The organism is Marixanthomonas ophiurae, from assembly GCF_003413745.1.
Classification (GTDB): domain Bacteria; phylum Bacteroidota; class Bacteroidia; order Flavobacteriales; family Flavobacteriaceae; genus Marixanthomonas; species Marixanthomonas ophiurae.
This window is the reverse complement of the sequence record NZ_QVID01000002.1, coordinates 550,576-569,258: the sequence shown is the minus strand read 5'-3', so window position 1 is coordinate 569,258 and position 18,683 is coordinate 550,576. Positions and strand designations below refer to the sequence as shown.

Below are 18,683 nucleotides of genomic sequence, written 5' to 3'. Positions count from 1 at the left end.
TTCTCATAGTTTAGCTACTATGTAATTAGGTGAGCGGGCAGGAAACTGTCCGCTTTTTTTATTTTAAATTCTGAAGAATAAAATCGAGTTTGGAATTCGTGTTCTCGTTATTATCAAAAGCAAAGTTCTTATACCTGTTTTCGTATGCCAACCCTTCCTGTTTCCAGTTTTGAATTATAGATTCATTCTCTAAAGTGACTTTTCCTGCTAAAAGGTTGTCTAATGAAGCTTCTTTTTGATACAGACTATACACTTTCTTTAAACCAGTAAGGTATAAGTGATCTTTTGTAAAACCTCCTCCTCGATGAGCACGCAGGGTTATATTGTAGGCCTCTTCCCTCTTGAGCTTGTATTGATTGTGTAACAAATCGAACGTGTCACAAAAATTAAAACCTTTTCGTAAACTATCGGTCGCCAACACGCGGTAGCTCAATTCTTTTAAACGATATAGGGTTAAACATCCGCTCATGTATTCGCTAAAAACAGCTAATCCTTCTTGTGTTTCTACGTTTTTTGGAAAGCCATTGTGGAAAATTTTAAGCGGCTGATTTAAACTATTAAAAGTAGTGACCAGATGTACACCTATTTCGTGATTGGCTAATACTTTTAATTGGTTTGCGCTAAAACGATGATTTTTTTTAAGTACTAAGGTTTGCTTGTTATTTAAAACCATAGCAGCAGCTGAAATCTTGTTGGAAAGCTTAATGTTGAACTGAAAGTCGTACTGTTTGGTAAAGTCCTCAAAATATTCAGCTGCTTCGTTAGCATTAAACACAGGAATCATTTCTTGATTATATGCTTCATCTTCAAAATGAAGAATAAAACGTGCATTATCAACATCTTTTTCAGTAGGTGTACCAAATGATTTTAGCGAATTGAAATAAAACTTCTCTTTTTGCCCTACGGTTTCCACACATTGAACCAACCCTGAATAATCATAAATTACTTCTCTATAAAAAGCACGGGTCTCTTCATCTTTAATACTATCAATATCTTGCGAAAAAAGTTCTTGCTGTAGTTTGTGTGCATTAAAATCAAGTTTTCGATACTTAAAGTTAGGGTTTACATTGTATTTTGAAGAAAAGAAATTACGCTTTTCTTGTTCAATATTAATAGGGTTAACAAAGTTCAACACCTCTATTTTTTGAACCAGTTTATTCAAATTATAATCAATCCTGAAAAGATTGGGATATGAATCGATAATAGCTTGTGTATGCGTCATATTATTTATTAAACGTATTGTAAAACAACGTAGCGTGTTCTTTAACTTTCTGCTGAAGCTGTTGTTCAATGGCTGAAACTACTTCAGGGTAGATCAATTCTCGTAGTTCGTCACAATAAATTTTCTTGAATTCAGTTGCCAAAACTAACGTATTTTTAAAATTCTGGGTGATGAATTTCAAAAAATAACCATTTCCGAAAAAGGTATCGTTAATTTTTGAAGTAGCTTTTATGTCGTGTGGCAATTGTAATTCTGATAAAGATTTTCGCCAGCTTTCAACTAAGTCACCAAAACGATCATTGTCAACATTTGAAGTGCCTAAATTAATTACTGGCACTTCCCTATCCCATCGACGCCAATTATAGCTATGCATATCATACACCACAATAGTGCCGAACTTTTCTTCTAGTTTTGATATCAGGGCATGAACTACCGAATAAAATTCAGTATGTTTTTCAAGGCTTTGTTTTTTTTCTGAAGGGCTCAAAGGTTCTTTCCACAATTGTTTCCCCCAAGCTAAATCGAATATCGCATTATCTGGATCGCGATTCAGGTCATATTCAAACCTACTATCGCAACCAGCAATTACAATAGGATGCGTTTTTATAAACTCTTTGGTACAAGGATCTTCTTCAAACCAACGTTCATATTCCGTATGAATACAGTTTTCCCATAACTCTTTTCTAAATTGATGCCCATCGTGCACAGCACCACAAACGTAAGGCACGTATTCGTCAATCTTTAAGGTGAATGAGTAATCTTCAGCGACGGCTTCAAATGGTGCTTCCGCCTCAATTTTTTTAATGATTTCTGAAACAGCTAATCTTTCCATTACGCATCACTTACATGTTTACGAAGTTTTTGGCGGCGTTCAAAAGCACTAACACGTTCTAACACCTTATCTTCTACAAAATCGATGATTTTTTCTTGTACTTTCGTTTTATACACTTTATTAATATAGGTTATTCCGCCAGGAGACATTACATTTACTTCAACAAGCTTTCCGCCAATTACATCGATACCAACAAAATACAATCCATCTTTCACTAGTTTAGGACCAATACGACGGCATAGTTCTTTTTCTTGTTTACTTAACGTATGTTTTTGTACACTACCCCCAGCGCTTACATTACTTCTATGATCTTCATCACCCGGTACACGTCGCATCGCACCAATAGGTTGGCCGTTTAACAGCAAAATACGAACATCGCCTTGATCGGCTCCTTCAATATAGTCTTGTAAAATTACGTAGTTTGAAGTTCCATCTTTATTGTCTATATAAAAATCAAGTAAAGAGTTAATACTCTTCATGGCACTTTTTTCAATTAAAATCACCCCGGAGCCTCCAAAACCATTTAGAGGTTTTAAAATCATACGATCAGGGCCTTCTTTAATAATATTTTTTAGATATTGTTTATTTTTGGTTACGTGCGTTCGCGGAATCATCTCGTTGTTTTCGTCCTCAAAAACAGCCGTGTAAAGTTTATTATTTGCACGGCGAATTCCATCGAGATCATTCATGATAAATACATCATCCTTGACGGAATCTAAAAAGTTAAGCATAATCATATCTAACGGAGGGTTACTACGAAGGATGATTACATCAAAACCTGCCATAGGCAACATCTCGTCGTAAAACTCAGCATTTTTGTGAAACGCTTTTAGTCCTTTAGGCAATTTATCTTTTCGCTTTAAACATCTTGAAAAAGCAAAAGCAACGCTATCGCGAATCGTCAAATTAGCTGGCGTTGTCGTGACTATGCCGTGGCCTCGCTTGGCAAATTCTTTTATTAATGCTAAGGTTGAGTCATTTTCAGGATCTATTTCATCCCAAGGATACATGATAAAGCAAACGTTCATGAGGTTCAATTTTAATTAGTATTTTAAATATACTAATTATGTGGTAAGTTGAAAGGAAATAATATAAAAGATAGTGATTTCAATATGCTTACTGCCCGTAGACTCGAAAATTATCGAAGCCCGCAAAATCAAGGTCTCCATCTTGTTCAATTGAAAGCGTTATCCTAACATTTACAGCAGAAGGTGGAACATTGATTATTTCGGTTCCTTCAGTAGTAAGGTCTGCATTACCATTAATAAGGTTTACTACTCCTTGACCTACATTGTTATAAAAAACTTCATAATGTACATCATCACCATTGTCAAACTCAAAAATATCATAATCGAAAGCTACTCTCACATTTGTTAAAGATGATACATCGACATTTACAAAACTGATTTCATGCTGCATGTTTCCCCCTCCATTAGGATTATCCAGATCACGACAACCTAAAAAGTTTCCAGAGACCAAATCAATCGCTGAAGTATTGCCACTTCCCAATGAGGTTATTACATCCCAAATATCATTTCCCACGTTATAAGCCGTAGGGTTTAAACTATAAGCCCAAGTTAGATTACCATCAAAATCTTGAGCCGCTAATGTAGTAATATTAGTGTTTAATGTAGAAATGGTTTCCCAATTAACGCCGTTCCATATTTCTAATGTTCCAGTTTCCATTACAAAAACAAGAAGACCGATGTCTGTAGAACTAGCGTTTATTAAATTTCGGTCTGTTTGATCTTCAACCCTTGGCGGCATAAACCCTCTATAGGTATTCCCTCCATCTGCGGTGCTACTCACCTCTAACATAGATGCAGGTGATGGAGTAGTTGTACCAATACCCACTTGAGCTGATACAATACTTGTTAATAAGCTAAAAACGGTAACTAGGAAAGACTTCTTCATAACTATGATTTTTTAAAATGAATCATAGCATACTTTCGGTTACATGTAAATTTTGGGATATAGTTACTGGGAAGTATATAAATATACAAAAAAGTTTTATTTCTCCAATTTTTTTAATAAAAAAACACTTTAAAAAACCTGTAGACTAGCAAGTTACAGTCTTTTCCTTATTAAAATAACTGAATGTGATAAACTATTTCTTATAATTATCATCCCAATCCTTGACTTGTGGAACGCCTAATTTGCCTTGCGACTTTGCAACCATCATAGAAACGGCAGCATCACCTGTAACATTTACCGTGGTACGACACATATCTAAGGGTCTATCAATGGCAAAAATTAGTGCAAGACCAGCTTCAGGAATTCCAGCTTGTGCCAATACAATTACCAGCATCACCATCCCAGCACCTGGCACGGCAGCAGAACCTATAGAAGCCAAGGTTGCGGTTGCGATAATTCCTAGTTGGGTTCCAAAAGAAAGATCCATCCCAAAGGCTTGTGCAATAAATACAGCTGCTACAGCTTGGTATAAACTGGTTCCATCCATATTAATTGTGGCTCCAATTGGTAATACAAAACTGGTTACCTCACGCTTTACTCCTAAATGTTCTTCTACCCGTTCCATAGTCACTGGTAGGGTTGCAGCACTCGAGCTTGTTGAGAATGCTAATAATTGAGCTGGGCCAATTCCGTTAAGGAAACTCTTTGGCGTATGTCTTGTAAATGTCCATACCAATAAAATATATACTCCAATCATTAAGGCTAGTCCGCCAACAACACACAATGCATACATTCCTAATGCCGCAAAAAGATCGGCACTTGGGGCTTCCACCACTAAAGCTGCCAATAAAGCAAAAACACCATAGGGAGCGGTTAACATGATAAGATCAATCATTTTGAGGATGACTTCATTAAAGCCATCGAAAAAATCTTTTACGGGTTTTGCTGTTTTTTCAGGAATTAATATCAATCCTATTCCAAAGAAAATAGCAAAGAATATTACTTGAAGCATGTTTCGGTTACTGGAAGAAGCCCCAATTATATTATCAGGTACTAAATCCTCCAAGGCTTGTAATGGACCTGCATCTTTTTGACGCTGCGCATCCTGTCGTTTCATTTCAGCTTCACCCCCGTACGCTTCCACTAATTCAGAACGAGTTTCTTCAGTAATAGTCTTTCCTGGTTTTACCAAATTAACAACTCCCAATCCAATGGATACGGCAATTACCGTAGTAATTACATAGGTTATAATAGTACGTAACCCCATTTGCGATAGACTGGAAATATCTTTTAAGTCAGAAACTCCCTTAATTAAAGAAGCAAGGATTAATGGTACGGCGATTAACTTTAAGGCGTTTATGAATATGGTTCCGAAAGGTTTTACCCAATCTTCAATAAAACCAGGTCCCCAGCCAAAATTGGTTAATAAAAGGGCGAAAACAACCCCAAGTGCCATTCCTAATAAAATTTGCCAGTGTAAAGCCAGTTTCTTCATATATGTAATGCTATTGATCTTTTATTTTGATGTTTCGTAATATACAGATAATCTTTTAGAGTTTAGCGAGTTTGTTCAGTAGCCAAAAATCAGCTAATACTAATGCTGACATCGCTTCTACTATAGGCACTGCACGAGGTACTACACAAGGGTCATGACGCCCTTTACCTTGCATGTGAACCTGCTCTCCTTCACTGTTAATGGTTTGTTGTTTCTGCATAATTGTGGCGACAGGTTTAAAGGCTACATTAAAATAGATAGGCTCGCCATTGCTTATTCCTCCCTGTACACCACCGCTATAATTGGTTTTAGTGCTTCCGTCTTTGTTAAACAAATCATTATGTTCACTTCCTTTCATTTTCGTTCCTTCAAAGCCACTGCCGTATTCAAAGCCTTTCACGGCGTTTATGGAAAGCATCGCTTTGCCTAATTGGGCATGCAGTTTATCAAAAACAGGCTCGCCTAGACCAACAGGAATATTCTCAATGACGCACGTTATCTGTCCTCCAACGGTATCACCTTGTTTTCTAATTTCTTTAATATACGCTTCCATTTTTATAGCCATACCCTTATCCGCACAGCGAACCGGATTATTTTCTATTTCATTGAAATTGACTTCCGAATATTTTTTCTGAAGCGATAATTTGCCAACAGAAGATACGTAAGCTGTGATTTTAACATTTTTTAACAACTGTTTGGCTATGGCACCGGCTGCAACCCTGCAAGCGGTTTCGCGAGCTGAAGATCGGCCTCCTCCCCTATAATCACGATTACCGTATTTTTTATCATACGTATAGTCTGCATGCGACGGTCGGTAAGTATCTTTTATATGTGAGTAGTCTTTAGACTTTTGGTTGGTATTCTCAATGACAAAGCCAATAGGTGTTCCCGTGGTTTTTCCTTTAAAAATACCGCTGAGAAATTTTACAGTATCAGGTTCTTTTCGTTGCGTAACAATAGAAGATTGACCTGGTTTTCGGCGTTGCATTTCTGCTTCAATAGCATCTAGATCTATTGACAACCCTGCTGGGCATCCATCAATAATTCCGCCTAAGGCTTCGCCGTGCGATTCGCCAAAAGTGATGAGTTTAAAAATGTTTCCGAAGGAATTACCAGCCATATTCTGTTTTTAACAAATGTAAATCTTACAACTGAAACTTAAAAATAAACGTTCTTCTTAATAGTTTAAAAACACAAAGTATAACGCATAACTATTTCACCAACTATTGGTAACATTGTCTTAATGAGAATATTGGCAAATTTGAAAATCTTTGTATTCCAAATTGACATCTTGAAAAGAAAAGTAGAAATCGTTGTATTATCAGACATTCATTTGGGTACGTATGGCTGCCACGCCAAAGAAGTGTTACACTATTTGAATTCTGTAAAGCCTAAGAAATTAATTTTAAACGGTGATATTATTGATATCTGGCAATTCAGAAAACGATATTTTCCGAAAGCACATTTACAGGTTATTAAAAAAATAATTGCTTTGGCTGCAAAGGGCACCAAAGTATATTATTTAACTGGAAATCACGATGAAAAGCTACGCCGTTTTAGTGATACTAAGATGGGGAATATTCAAATATTGGATAAACTTATTTTAAATATCGACGGAAAAAAAGCTTGGTTTTTCCACGGTGATGTGTTTGATGCCTCTATACAGCACACCAAATGGATTGCTAAATTAGGTGGCTGGGGATATGATTTACTTATCCTATTTAACCGTTTTGTAAATCATTGTTTAGCAAAATTTGGAAAAGACAAATATTCGCTTTCAAAAAAAATAAAAAATAGTGTAAAAGGAGCTCTTAAATTTATTAGTGATTTTGAAACCACTGCAACCGATCTTGCCATTGATGAGGGATACAATTTTGTGGCATGTGGTCATATACACCAGCCTATAATAAAAAAAGTGACAAACAATAAAGGCAGTTGTATCTATTTAAATAGCGGCGATTGGATTGAAAACTTAACCGCTTTAGAGTATAATAACGAACGTTGGATGCTATACACACACGGTGAAAAAAATCCATTTCTAAAGCCAGTTTACGATGAAATTATTGACGATGATGCAGAAGCATACCCTGAGTTTCTATCAGCTTTTATTTATGAATAAGTGCTCTTTTTAAAATAGTAATTGGGTGTAATGCTTGCACGCCAGTTCCATCCTTTATTTGATGCCTACAACTCGTCCCATTGGCTGCAATGATAGTATCTTTTGAAGCTTTTCTAACCGCCGGAAATAGTTTTAATTCGCCTATCTGCATACTTACTTCATAGTGTTCTTTTTCGTACCCAAAACTTCCCGCCATACCACAGCAACCCGAGGGTATGATAGTCGGCTTGTAGTTTTTTGGTAAATTCAATAGATCGAATGTGATTTTTTGATTGCTCAATGCTTTTTGATGACAATGATTATGTATTTTAATGCGTCTAGCTTCGGAAGTAAATTGAGTTGCGGTTATATTCCCTAGTTTTATTTCTGAAGCTAGAAATTCTTCTAGTAAAAAACAGTTTATTGAAAGCACTTTTGCTGAAGCGATATCATCTGCCATTCTGAGATATTCATCTCGAAAACCCAAAATAGCGGAAGGCTCAATACCCAACATTGGTTTTTCTTCTGAAACGATATCTTTTAAATAATCAATATTGCTATCAACCTCCTTTTTAGCTTCTTCTATAAACCCTTTACTTATCAACGCCCTTGCACTGTCCAAATGATCTATAATCGTCACTTTATATCCTAAACCAATTAGTAAATCAAACGCATCTTCAGCAATCTCAGCATCGAGATAGTTACTGAATTCATCCACAAATAAAATAACTTCTTTGTTTTTAGTAGTTATTTGATTTTCTTTTGATTGATATATTTTACTAAAACTTTTTCTTGAAATAAAAGGTAAGCTTCTTTCAGATGCTACACCACTAATGTTTTTTAAAATTTTTGAAGTAAATCCATTTTTATAAACAGCATTTGTTAATCTTGGAAATCGTGCTCCCATTTTATTTAACTGACTGCTTTTTGCGAATAATTCGGTGGAAATTGAAGTGCCATTTGCTTTATTGTATTGATATAAAAATTCAGCTTTTGCAGTAGCCATATCCACATTACTGGGACATTCATTTCCGCAGGCCTTGCAGCTAATGCATAAGTCAAAAACATCTTTTAATTCGTTGCTGTTAAATTTATTTGCTGCCGTATTATTGGTCAACACTTCCCGCAACATATTGGCTCGGGCTCGGGTCGTGTCTTTTTCATTTTTAGTTACGTGATAACTGGGGCACATCGCTCCATCGGTTTTAGCAGTTTTCCGGCAATCACCGCTACCATTACATTTTTCAACTAACCGAAGAATCCCTTCGCTGTCTGAGAAGTTTAACATCGTTTCTACTTCCGGTTCTGCTCGATCAATTTCATATCGTAATGATTCGTCCATCTTCCAAGCATCGGTTATTTTACCTGGGTTGAAAATGTTGTTGGGATCGAATATTTGTTTTATTTTCTTCAGAAGGGAAAAATTCTGCTCCCCGATAAGCATTTCTAGAAATTCGGCACGAACAATACCGTCGCCGTGTTCTCCTGAAAAAGAGCCTTTATATTTTTTAGTAAGCATCGCAACATCGTTCGTAATCTTTCTAAAATATGCAACACCTTCCCCATCTTTTAAATTTAAAATTGGTCGTAAATGCAACTCTCCCGCTCCGGCGTGTGCATAATACACCGCTTTTTGATCATATTTCTGCATCAACGCAGTGAAGTCAGCTATATAACTAGGCAAATCTTCTAACGCTACTGCTGTATCCTCAATACAGGCCACGGCTTTTTTGTCGCCCACCATATTGCCTAAGAGTCCGAGTCCTGCCTTTCGAAGCTCCAATGCCATATTGATTTCACCCCCTTTTAAAACAGGCATCGTATAACTTAAACCTGAAGTGGAAAGAGAAAGCAACAAAGCCTCCGTTTGGCGTTCCAGATCTTTAACTGTATCAGCTTTTAATTCAAGCAGTAGCAAGGCTTTAGGTTCGCCTTCTACGAAAAAGCGATAGGATTCATATTTTTTACTGTCTTTGGTGCAATTCAAAATTACATCGTCCATCATTTCGCAGGTATGCAAATTGTGCTGCATCGCTACGGAAACGTCATTTAAACAATTTTCCAGACTTTTGTATTGCGACACCACCATGGCAGTGTATTGAGGCGGTAAATCATCTAACTGAAGCGTGATTTCGGTAGTAAAGGCAAGGGTTCCTTCACTTCCGCAGAGTAGTTTACAAAGGTTTATCTTTTCCTCTGAATTCTCATCAAATAGTTCGGTATCGATTAATGCATCGACTGCATATCCTGTGTTTCTACGGTGTATTTCAGCTTTTGGAAATTGGCTTTTGATTTCAGTCCGAGTTGCTTCTGAAGCTAATTCAGCATATATTGTTTTATAAATTGCCCCTTCAAATGTATTTTCTTTTGTTTTCTGAAGAAATCTCTCTTTAGATATTGAATTAAAGACTGACCTTTCACCATTTGCCAGAATCGTTTTTAACTGCAACACTTTATCACGTGTTACTCCGTATTGAATCGATGTTGTACCGCTACTGTTATTACCTACCATTCCGCCAATCATACATCGATTGGATGTTGACGTATTAGGCCCAAAAAACAAGTCGTATTCCTTTAAATAAGTATTTAATTCATCACGAATAACACCCGGTTGCACGGTTACCGCTTTATTCTGGATATCAACAGAAATGATATTAGTAAAATATTTAGAAACATCTACGACAATTCCATCGCCCACACATTGCCCTGCTAATGAGGTTCCGGCTGTTCGTGGAATAAGTGATGTATTATTTTTTTGAGCAAATTCAATTAATTGTTGAATCGCGTATTCCGTTTTAGGAAAAGCCACTGCTAGCGGAAGTTTACGATACACCGAAGCATCTGTAGCATAAATTGATTTATGAAGATCATCATAGTAAAAATCGCCTTCAAAAATGGCCGTAAAATAAGCAAACTCTTTTTTCATAGTATTTATGTAAATGTAAAAAAACGAGTGTTTCTTCTTTAACAAAACTTTCTAAAATACACTTTTAAAGTTAGGAACGCGTTAACACATACGTGTATATAATCAACCTACATTTGCTTAGTTAACAAACATAAAACAACAATTATGAAAAAATTAGTATTGATTTTAATAGCTATTGGAGCCTTTTCTTTTAGTGCACAAGCACAAGAAATTGCAGATAACGCAATTGGACTACGCCTTGGTGACAGTGATGGTTTTGGTACCGAAATAAATTACCAACGTGCTGTAGGAGATAATAACCGCCTTGAGTTTGGTTTAGGCTGGAGAAGCAATAATAATTTTGATGCTTATAAGCTCGTAGGTATATACCAATGGGTATGGAATATTGACGGCGGCTTTAATTGGTATGCTGGTCCAGGTGCTGGTATTGCTCAAGTAGATTTTGATGATGACTTTTTTGACAATGATGATGATAGGTTTGATGATACCGAAACCTATGTATTTCTAGCTGGTGATATTGGTATTGAATATAATTTTGATATTCCATTATTATTATCATTAGACTTTAGACCTGAATTTGGATTTGGCGACTACAATGACGATGTAGATTTCGACATTGCATTAGGTGTTCGCTACCAATTCTAAACAGTAAAAAGCATAGAAAATCAAACCCTTGTTATCAGCAAGGGTTTTTTTATGTCAAATTTCAGGATAAAACTCCTTTCGTTTGTAGATTATGTTGCTTAACTTTATGAAATACAACACGGTACAAACCAATTATGGAAACGCATTATACAGACATCCATTGCCATCCTTCTTTAAAACCATATAGCAAAAGTTTTAAATACATCCCTAAAAAGCAAAATGCACTCAACACTGGCCGTAAAAATTCAATTTGGCATTACAGTCCGCCAAACTTTTTGGAGAAGTTTGTAAACCGTATTGTAACACTCACCAAATTTACCCAAACCGATATGACGGCTTTGGCAAAAGCAAAAACTAAAGTAGTTATTGTGAGTCTCTATCCTTTTGAAAAACACTTCTTAAGCAGAAGAGTATGGGGTTGGAAGGGTTTAACGGATGTTCTTGTAAATCTCGCCGCTAGCATTAGCCAAAGTCGTATTGATTATGTGCTAAGTCACGATAACTATTTTGAAGACTTACTTTCGGAATACGATTTTTTCCTGCAACTCAATAATCAAGTTGAAAAAGTTGACGGTATTTTTTACACCTACCGAGTGGTCAGCAGTTATGCTGAGATTGAGACCAACAAACAATTAGAAACCGATACCAAAAAAATCATAAATATATTAATAACCATAGAGGGCGGTCATGCATTCAACACCGGATTGAAAATAAACGAAAACACAGCAAATCCTATTGAAGTTAAAGAAAACATACAAAAAGTAAAACAATGGAAACACAGACCATTATTTATCACTTTTGCTCATCATTTTTATAATGAACTATGCGGTCATGCTAAAAGCATTAGCATTGGTGCTTTAGAGAATAACCAAAAGCGGGGTATTAACACAGGGATAACACCGTTAGGATTCGAGGCAATCAATTTGTTACTGGATGATACAAACGGAAATCGGATTCCCATAGATGTAAAGCATATGAGCGAAGATTCCAGAAAAACGTATTATGGTTTATTGGACACCGCTTTTAATACTGAAGATATCCCTGTAATTGCCAGCCACGGAGCAGCGAATGGATATCGATCTTTGATTGAAAAGAATAAAACAGATTATCCAGATCGAGCTGAATATTTCAACCAAATAGATATTAATTTTTTTGATACTGAATTTATACGAATAGCAAGAAGCAATGGAATTTTTGGGATACAGTTAGACGAAAGACGAATAGGCAGCCCGAAAGCGATTAAGGAATCTAAAATCTACTTTCCGAATAAACGGAAACAGCTTCAAAAAAAATCGTTATTGGTTTGGCGACAAGTAGAACATGTCGCTGAAGTCCTGGATAAAGAAGGTTTGTTCTGTTGGGGGATACAATGTATTGGTAGTGATTTTGATGGAATTATCAACCCTTTAAAAGGTATATGGACCGCTGAAAACATTCGTGATCTGGCTGATGAGCTAGTTAAACACGCCAAAGCATATATATCCAAAAACCGAAAAAATTTAAAAGATTTTAATAGAATTACGGGCGAAGCAATTGTAGAACGCGTGCTACGCGGTAATGCAATGGAATTTATTGAACGAAACTATTAATGAATTTGTCATTCTGATGGAGGTACGACGAGGAATCGCAATTGAGCGTAAAGATAAAAGCACAATAAAAAAGCATCAAATATCAAACAATTCGTGACTGACAGAATGTGTTAAGTAGGATGTGATTTCTCCTTCGTCGAAATGACTAGTCTTCAAAAACGATTGGTAAAATTTGTTTGTTAAGTTTTATCATGGTGAAAGGAGTTGTGAGTACCATGGTTACATTATCTCCCTGGTTGGGCGAAGTTCCACCTACAAAAATCATTATATTATCTTTAGTTTCTTTTATACTCTCAACAGCAACAGTATAACCTCCTGTAGAGGTTTGCCCAAAATTAATAAAAGCCACTATTTCTTTATCAAAGTCTATTTCAGGGATTGGGATTCCCGGTTTTCGTGTCTTATTTATTTCAGCAAAAAGAGTTTGTAGTTCTTCTTGGCTTTTAATGATTTTACGTTGTGGTTCTTCAATATTACTTTGTGATGACGAAACCAACACTTGAAAAGGAATATTATTAGATACTTCAACCTGAGGTGATTGACCACCCTTACACGTAGAGAATAATATTACAATAGACATTAAGAGAATTTTCATCCGTATCAAATTTTTATGAAGCAGATAAACAGTGTATACTTTACACTTTCATTTTTACAGCTTGTTCATAAACTGCTTCGTATAAAGGTACAATATTTTTAGTATCGAAGGTTTTTGCGGTTTCTCGAGCCTGTTTTTTAAATTTTGCAAGAGTTTCTTTAGAAGAAAGTATTGAGACGGCATTTTTAGCCATTTCATCTACATTACCAACATCACTTAAATAGCCACTTACTCCATTTTTATTAACTTCTGGAAGTCCGCCGGCATTACTCGAAATAACAGGAACACCACTGGCCATAGCTTCTAAAGCCGCCAAACCAAAACTTTCTTTTTCCGAAGGCAACAAAAACAGATCACTAAAACACAAAATTTTACCTACTTCACTGCTATTCCCTAAAAAGACAACTTTATTTTTTATTCCTTTTTCAATACAAAGTTCTTCACAAGTTTCTTTTTCAGGTCCCTCGCCTACCATTAATAATTTAGCAGGTATTTTTTTCTGAATACGGTCGAACACTTCAATCACATCAGTCACCCGTTTTACTTTCCGAAGGTTACTTACATGTGTTATGATATGTTCTTGGGGTTCGGCCATTAAATCTCTTTGACAATCAGTAAAAGATGGATTGTGCTTCGCCATATCAATAAAATTAGGGACTACCTTGATATCGTCTTCAACAGTAAAAAGACGGTTGGTATCGTCTTTCAGACTTTGTGAAACCGAGGTAACCACATCACTTTTATTAATACTAAATGTTACAGCTGGCTTATAAAACTCATGGTTTCCTACTAAGGTAATGTCTGTTCCATGCAAGGTGGTTACCATAGGCAAGTAAATCCCTTCTTCTTCTAGCATTTTTTTGGCCATATAACCTGCATATGCATGGGGAATGGCATAATGTACGTGTAGCAAATCTATGTTGTGCAACTTAACGGTATCGACCAATTTACTGGATAGTGCCAATTCATAAGGTTGATAGTGAAACAATGGATAGTCAGGTACCGATACTTCGTGAAAAAATATTTTTTTTGAAAGTAGCTCTAACCGAACTGGTTGCTTATAGGTTACAAAATGAACTTCATGGCCTCGTTCTGATAGGGCTATGCCTAATTCGGTAGCAACAACACCACTACCGCCAAAAGTCGGGTAACATACAATGGCTATTTTCATACTTTATTTTCTTTTTAATAATCAATGGCATCATAAATAGCTTGCTGTATTTTTGTACGCAAATCACTACTTATCAGTTTTCTATTTCGGGAATCAGGATACGTTCTATTGGATAAAAATATGTATACTATTTCTGAATCGGGATCTGCCCAAGCAAACGTTCCTGTAAATCCGCTATGTCCAAAACTAGTCATGGAAACACACCCACACGTTGGCCCTGCATCGCCCAATTGGGGTTTGTCGAAGCCAACTCCACGCCTTACATCGTCCTCACAATAATAGCACGTGTTGAAAGCATCTAATGTTTCGGGTTTAAAATAGCGGGTTCCGCCATAAAAACCTTTCCATAGGTACATTTGCATGATTTTAGCAATATCATTAGAGGTGCTGAATAAACCAGCATGACCGCTTACGCCACCTAACATTGCAGCTCCTTGGTCATGAACATACCCTTGCACCTTTTGCATACGGAACGAGTTATCTATTTCCGTAGGAACAATCATACTTTTTGGAAATTTGCTTAATGGTAAATATGTAGTATGATTCGCTCCTAATGATTCATAGTAATTACGTTGCACGAGCGTTTCTAATGGAGCACCATAAAATTCTTCTAGATATTTTTTCAGAATATAATAAGGTAAATCACTGTATTTATATCCCTTAACCGGTCTTAACTCACTATCCTTGATTATTTTAAAAATACTGTCTTGGTAATCGCGACGCATGTAAAGATCCTCGGCAACTTCAACATTGAACTTTTCAGTTGCTGTGGAACTATAATATTTAGCAGCCGGCTTATGAGTAATGGTATCTAAAGTATGGGTGTAAAAAGGAATCCATGCTTTAAACCGGGCATAATGTGACAGCATTTCTTTGAGTGTGACATTAGCTTTGTTTGAGTTTTTATACTCCGGAAGCATTTCGCCTAAGGTAGTATCCATAGTAAGCACACCTTGATCAAATAAATTCATTACCATAGGCAAAGTGGCTAAAATCTTGGTAAGTGATGCCACATCGTACAGGTTATTATCCGTGATAGCGCTCTTCTTTTGCTGGGTTTGATGCCCAAACGTCTTATTGTAAATTACCTTTCCTTTTCGGGCTATCAAAATTTGAGCACCAGGCATCATATTACCCCACAATCCCACCTTAGCCAAGGAGTCAATTTTTTTAAGCTTATAACTGTTTACTCCTACACTTTCCGGTGTTCCGTATTGTAAGCGCTTTAACGATTTTGTTTGAAAATGTGTGTTGAGCGGAAATGCCTCTCCTAACGTTACCGGTAGCTTTCCATTGGCTTCTCTGGCTCCAAATATTAATTGTGCTGAAAGTTGCTGGGAAACTTCACTGTTTTGATAGGATAGAATTACACCTTCAAAATTGGCAGCTGTTTTGAGGTCTGAAAGTGCATAAGGCCTAGCAAAAACATCTAAAATAACCGTGTTAGTCCGAGCAATTTCATATATCCATACCAATTCCTTTTCAGTAAACTTGTAACCTTTCCAAGGGTTTTCATTGCTTTTATGGAAACCAATAACTACATAATTATAATCTTTCAGCTTTTGCACATAGCCATCTAAATTATTTGCTTTTACCCAATCTATATTGGCATATTTCCGAAGCTCTTCTAAGAAAGGTTTTCCAGATTCATCACCAAAATTTACATATGCGATTTTCTTTTTCTGAAGGTCTTTAATAGGTAACGTTGCTTTGTCATTCTTAAGCACGGTTAAAGCATTTTCCATCGCTTTTTCATATAAAGCATCATCATTTACAGTGTTTAACTCTTCAACCAAATAAGTAGTGTCAACAGGCTGGTAATCGTTTAAACCCACCTTGTATTTGGCATACAGAATTTTTTTAACGGAATGCGCTAAGCGCTCTTCAGTAATAGCTCCTTCTCGATATGCGTTAACCAATAAGGTATGGGCTTTCGGTATATCTTCGGAAATAAGTAACACATCGTTTCCTGCTAAAAAAGCTGCGAGGTCTATCTCACCAGGTTTATCGAAATTAGCAACACCACGCATATTTAAGGCATCGGTGAATATCAAACCATTAAAACCAAGTTCTCCTTTTAATATATCGGTTACTACTGTTTTTGATAGTGACGACGGAAAGTTTAATTTATCTTCTAGTGCTGGAACATTTAAATGGGCTACCATCACGCTGTTCAATCCTTCTTTAATTAACTTTCTATATGGGTATAATTCAATATTGTCAATCCGCCCGCGAGTATGATCTATTGTAGGTAACACTTTATGCGAATCGTCTTCAGTATCACCGTGGCCTGGGAAATGTTTAGCACTACCCAAAATACCAGCTTGATGAAAACCTTTCATAAAAGCTAAGGCCTTTTCAGTTACATTCTCCTTGTCTTCACCGAAAGAACGATTACCGATTATGGGATTGTTAGGATTGGTATTAATATCAACAACAGGCGCAAAATTTATATGCACCCCCAATCGTTTACTTTGCTCTCCAATTCGTTTTCCAACTTGACGAACTATATCATTATCTTCAATGGCACCAAGAGTCATGTTCCATGGATACGCGAACGTTGTGTCAAGTCGCATAGCGAGTCCCCATTCGGCATCCATACCAATGAGCAAAGGAGTTTTTGAAAGTTCTTGAAATTCGTTGTTTAATTTTGCTTGTCGCTTTGGGCCTCCTTTTGAAAATATAACCCCACCAATATATTGGTTATTTATTAGGTCTTTTACTTTATCAATTTTAGCTTTTGGTGCGCTTGAAAAAACATCGACCATAAAAAGTTGACCAATTTTTTCTTGCAATGACATATTGCCATAAATACTATCCACCCATTTCTGTTGATTTTCAAAGTCTTCTTTAATAATCAATGGGTTGATTTGCTGACTATAAGCGGATGTAAAAAGTAATGTAAGCAGTGAGGTTAAAAGCAATTTTTTCATAAACCGAAAGTACTAAAACTATGATAAAAAACGATTGTGCCAAGATTCCTTTGCTGGCACTTCCCAATTCTCCAAATATTCTTCTTTAGTATTCACCAAATTATTGAAAACAATTGTGTTTTTAGAAACAGATTTACTTTTTGCCATTTTCCTAAAATCGGAAAGAGGTTTGTGGGCTATGTAATCACCGGAATAAAACGTAACGTTCATTTTATCCATTAAATCTACGTTGTATTCTTTCTCCAACGATTGAATAAAATGAACTGACGCATCAATGCTACAGCCTGATGCCGTAGTAATAGATTGATTTAACGCTATAACTATAAATCGATTGTGTTTAATTTCAAACCCAGCTTGTAAATCAGAACCATGAGCAGTCCATTCTTTTAAAAATGACGCTGTTTTTGGTTCAATTTCAGCAATTTCTTCATCGGTGAATTTACGATTGGTTTGATATATCCAGATACGGGAATCGTCTGGTAAGTTTTCAAAATCTGTAAGCATATTTTTTTATTTTTTTTCAGAAGTAAAGATACTTTAGAAAATTATTATTCTTTAATAACTATAAAAGAAGCTTGGTAACCGGTGCCTAAATTCCACTCTTTGGCTGAAATTAATTGAGCTTTATCATCATATACGTGCAATTCGGCTGTGTTAGGACCTGAAGTTCCTTGATTCAATGCTTCAAAAACTACGGTATTAATTCCTTTTTGTAACGGTAATTTTATTGTTGTAAATGAAGACGTTAAAGAAATATCTGACCGTACTACATCATCATTAACAAATACTCGAATGCGATCACCATCAACAAATTCGTGATCGCGACACATTACATTTACAAATTCTCCATTAGTTTTAACATCTCCTAACTTTTGGTCTTGTAAATATGAAGCTAAAACGGGCTTGTCTTTTTTCTTAAAATATTTTGGTGCTTCATCGGTTTTATAGTCCAACAAACCATCATCTGTATTAAAGTCAATATCAGGGTCTTCTTCTCCTAGGCCTGGGTTTTCATCATTTGGCTTTCTTGGATTGGTAAGGCTCGGTGTATCAAGATCTGGAAGCTCAAGACCTGTTGGAGTTTCATCTGGAGTGTTATCAATAGCTTCAAAACGGACACTTGTATTTTGACTGTCAATTTGAGCCACGCCGTGAAAGGTCGTGAAACCAATACATATAATTACCAAAATAAATCTCATAGTCGCCATAAATTTCTTGAAATAGATAAACAATAAGCACGCCAAAGATATACAAGTGTACAAT

15 protein-coding genes are annotated in these 18,683 nt (G+C 36.2%); 3 read left to right on the top strand and 12 right to left on the bottom strand.

What is annotated here, in order from left to right; genetic code table 11:
* Positions 1–58: 58 nt before the first annotated feature.
* From DZ858_RS12780 to aroC, 6 genes are all read right to left on the bottom strand, one after another.
* Positions 59–1,222: a flavohemoglobin expression-modulating QEGLA motif protein gene (locus tag DZ858_RS12780; protein WP_117160055.1), complete on the bottom strand. Its 1,164-nt coding sequence runs from the start codon at positions 1,220–1,222 to the stop codon at positions 59–61.
* A gap of 1 nt (position 1,223) precedes the next feature.
* Positions 1,224–2,054 (bottom strand): N-formylglutamate amidohydrolase, encoded by an 831-nt coding sequence (locus tag DZ858_RS12775; RefSeq protein ID WP_117160054.1) that lies wholly within the window; start codon positions 2,052–2,054, stop codon positions 1,224–1,226.
* Positions 2,054–3,082 carry a glutathione synthase gene (gene gshB / locus DZ858_RS12770; RefSeq protein WP_117160053.1) on the bottom strand — a complete coding sequence of 343 codons (1,029 nt, stop codon included), beginning with the start codon at positions 3,080–3,082 and terminating at the stop codon, positions 2,054–2,056. Before gshB ends, DZ858_RS12775 begins: the two co-directional genes overlap by 1 nt.
* An 88-nt stretch (positions 3,083–3,170) precedes the next feature.
* Entirely contained in the window at positions 3,171–3,968 is a 798-nt protein-coding gene (locus DZ858_RS12765) for a hypothetical protein (protein WP_117160052.1), read from the bottom strand.
* Between the two features lie 193 nt (positions 3,969–4,161).
* Positions 4,162–5,463, bottom strand: coding sequence for a dicarboxylate/amino acid:cation symporter (locus tag DZ858_RS12760; protein WP_117160051.1), 1,302 nt, complete (start codon positions 5,461–5,463; stop codon positions 4,162–4,164).
* A 55-nt stretch (positions 5,464–5,518) separates the two neighbouring features.
* Complete coding sequence (aroC, locus tag DZ858_RS12755) at positions 5,519–6,583, bottom strand: chorismate synthase (protein ID WP_117160050.1); 1,065 nt, start codon at positions 6,581–6,583, stop codon at positions 5,519–5,521.
* 123 nt (positions 6,584–6,706) lie between these two features.
* Here aroC and DZ858_RS12750 point away from each other — a divergent pair, with 123 nt between their 5' ends.
* Positions 6,707–7,582 (top strand): UDP-2,3-diacylglucosamine diphosphatase, encoded by an 876-nt coding sequence (locus DZ858_RS12750; RefSeq protein WP_117160049.1) that lies wholly within the window; start codon positions 6,707–6,709, stop codon positions 7,580–7,582.
* On the opposite strand, the gene DZ858_RS12745 is transcribed toward DZ858_RS12750, so the two are convergent.
* The gene (locus DZ858_RS12745) at positions 7,569–10,487 is read right to left on the bottom strand and encodes an FAD-binding and (Fe-S)-binding domain-containing protein (RefSeq protein WP_117160048.1); all 2,919 of its coding nucleotides are present in this window, start codon (positions 10,485–10,487) and stop codon (positions 7,569–7,571) included. The genes DZ858_RS12750 and DZ858_RS12745 overlap by 14 nt on opposite strands.
* Before the next feature lie 144 nt (positions 10,488–10,631).
* On the opposite strand from DZ858_RS12745, the gene DZ858_RS12740 reads away from it, so the two are divergent.
* Both DZ858_RS12740 and DZ858_RS12735 read left to right on the top strand, forming a co-directional pair.
* Positions 10,632–11,132, top strand: coding sequence for a hypothetical protein (locus DZ858_RS12740; RefSeq protein WP_117160047.1), 501 nt, complete (start codon positions 10,632–10,634; stop codon positions 11,130–11,132).
* A gap of 134 nt (positions 11,133–11,266) precedes the next feature.
* Positions 11,267–12,721, top strand: coding sequence for a membrane dipeptidase (locus tag DZ858_RS12735; protein WP_117160046.1), 1,455 nt, complete (start codon positions 11,267–11,269; stop codon positions 12,719–12,721).
* Positions 12,722–12,866: 145 nt separating this feature from the next.
* Here DZ858_RS12735 and DZ858_RS12730 read toward each other — a convergent pair whose 3' ends face one another.
* The 5 genes from DZ858_RS12730 to DZ858_RS12710 are packed head-to-tail and all read right to left on the bottom strand — an operon-like array spanning position 12,867 to position 18,619.
* A complete protein-coding gene (locus DZ858_RS12730) occupies positions 12,867–13,316 on the bottom strand; it encodes a protease complex subunit PrcB family protein (protein ID WP_117160045.1) in 450 nt (149 codons plus the stop codon).
* A 40-nt stretch (positions 13,317–13,356) separates the two neighbouring features.
* Complete coding sequence (gene bshA, locus DZ858_RS12725) at positions 13,357–14,487, bottom strand: N-acetyl-alpha-D-glucosaminyl L-malate synthase BshA (RefSeq protein ID WP_117160044.1); 1,131 nt, start codon at positions 14,485–14,487, stop codon at positions 13,357–13,359.
* Between the two features lie 14 nt (positions 14,488–14,501).
* Entirely contained in the window at positions 14,502–17,420 is a 2,919-nt protein-coding gene (locus DZ858_RS12720) for a glycoside hydrolase family 3 N-terminal domain-containing protein (protein ID WP_117160043.1), read from the bottom strand.
* An 18-nt stretch (positions 17,421–17,438) separates the two neighbouring features.
* Positions 17,439–17,924: an ABC transporter ATPase gene (locus tag DZ858_RS12715; RefSeq protein ID WP_117160042.1), complete on the bottom strand. Its 486-nt coding sequence runs from the start codon at positions 17,922–17,924 to the stop codon at positions 17,439–17,441.
* Positions 17,925–17,968: 44 nt separating this feature from the next.
* On the bottom strand, positions 17,969–18,619 hold the full coding sequence (locus tag DZ858_RS12710; protein ID WP_147309602.1) for a carbohydrate-binding protein: 651 nt from the start codon (positions 18,617–18,619) through the stop codon (positions 17,969–17,971).
* Positions 18,620–18,683: the final 64 nt, after the last annotated feature.

What these genes read in the sequence shown, in the direction of transcription:
- DZ858_RS12780 (WP_117160055.1), bottom strand. Translation starts at nt 1,222, where the DNA reads ATGACGCATACACAAGCTATTATCGATTCATATCCCAATCTTTTCAGG.
- DZ858_RS12775 (WP_117160054.1), bottom strand. Translation starts at nt 2,054, where the DNA reads ATGGAAAGATTAGCTGTTTCAGAAATCATTAAAAAAATTGAGGCGGAA.
- gshB (WP_117160053.1), bottom strand. Translation starts at nt 3,082, where the DNA reads ATGAACGTTTGCTTTATCATGTATCCTTGGGATGAAATAGATCCTGAA.
- DZ858_RS12765 (WP_117160052.1), bottom strand. Translation starts at nt 3,968, where the DNA reads ATGAAGAAGTCTTTCCTAGTTACCGTTTTTAGCTTATTAACAAGTATT.
- DZ858_RS12760 (WP_117160051.1), bottom strand. Translation starts at nt 5,463, where the DNA reads ATGAAGAAACTGGCTTTACACTGGCAAATTTTATTAGGAATGGCACTT.
- aroC (WP_117160050.1), bottom strand. Translation starts at nt 6,583, where the DNA reads ATGGCTGGTAATTCCTTCGGAAACATTTTTAAACTCATCACTTTTGGC.
- DZ858_RS12750 (WP_117160049.1), top strand. Translation starts at nt 6,707, where the DNA reads ATGAGAATATTGGCAAATTTGAAAATCTTTGTATTCCAAATTGACATC.
- DZ858_RS12745 (WP_117160048.1), bottom strand. Translation starts at nt 10,487, where the DNA reads ATGAAAAAAGAGTTTGCTTATTTTACGGCCATTTTTGAAGGCGATTTT.
- DZ858_RS12740 (WP_117160047.1), top strand. Translation starts at nt 10,632, where the DNA reads ATGAAAAAATTAGTATTGATTTTAATAGCTATTGGAGCCTTTTCTTTT.
- DZ858_RS12735 (WP_117160046.1), top strand. Translation starts at nt 11,267, where the DNA reads ATGGAAACGCATTATACAGACATCCATTGCCATCCTTCTTTAAAACCA.
- DZ858_RS12730 (WP_117160045.1), bottom strand. Translation starts at nt 13,316, where the DNA reads ATGAAAATTCTCTTAATGTCTATTGTAATATTATTCTCTACGTGTAAG.
- bshA (WP_117160044.1), bottom strand. Translation starts at nt 14,487, where the DNA reads ATGAAAATAGCCATTGTATGTTACCCGACTTTTGGCGGTAGTGGTGTT.
- DZ858_RS12720 (WP_117160043.1), bottom strand. Translation starts at nt 17,420, where the DNA reads ATGAAAAAATTGCTTTTAACCTCACTGCTTACATTACTTTTTACATCC.
- DZ858_RS12715 (WP_117160042.1), bottom strand. Translation starts at nt 17,924, where the DNA reads ATGCTTACAGATTTTGAAAACTTACCAGACGATTCCCGTATCTGGATA.
- DZ858_RS12710 (WP_147309602.1), bottom strand. Translation starts at nt 18,619, where the DNA reads ATGAGATTTATTTTGGTAATTATATGTATTGGTTTCACGACCTTTCAC.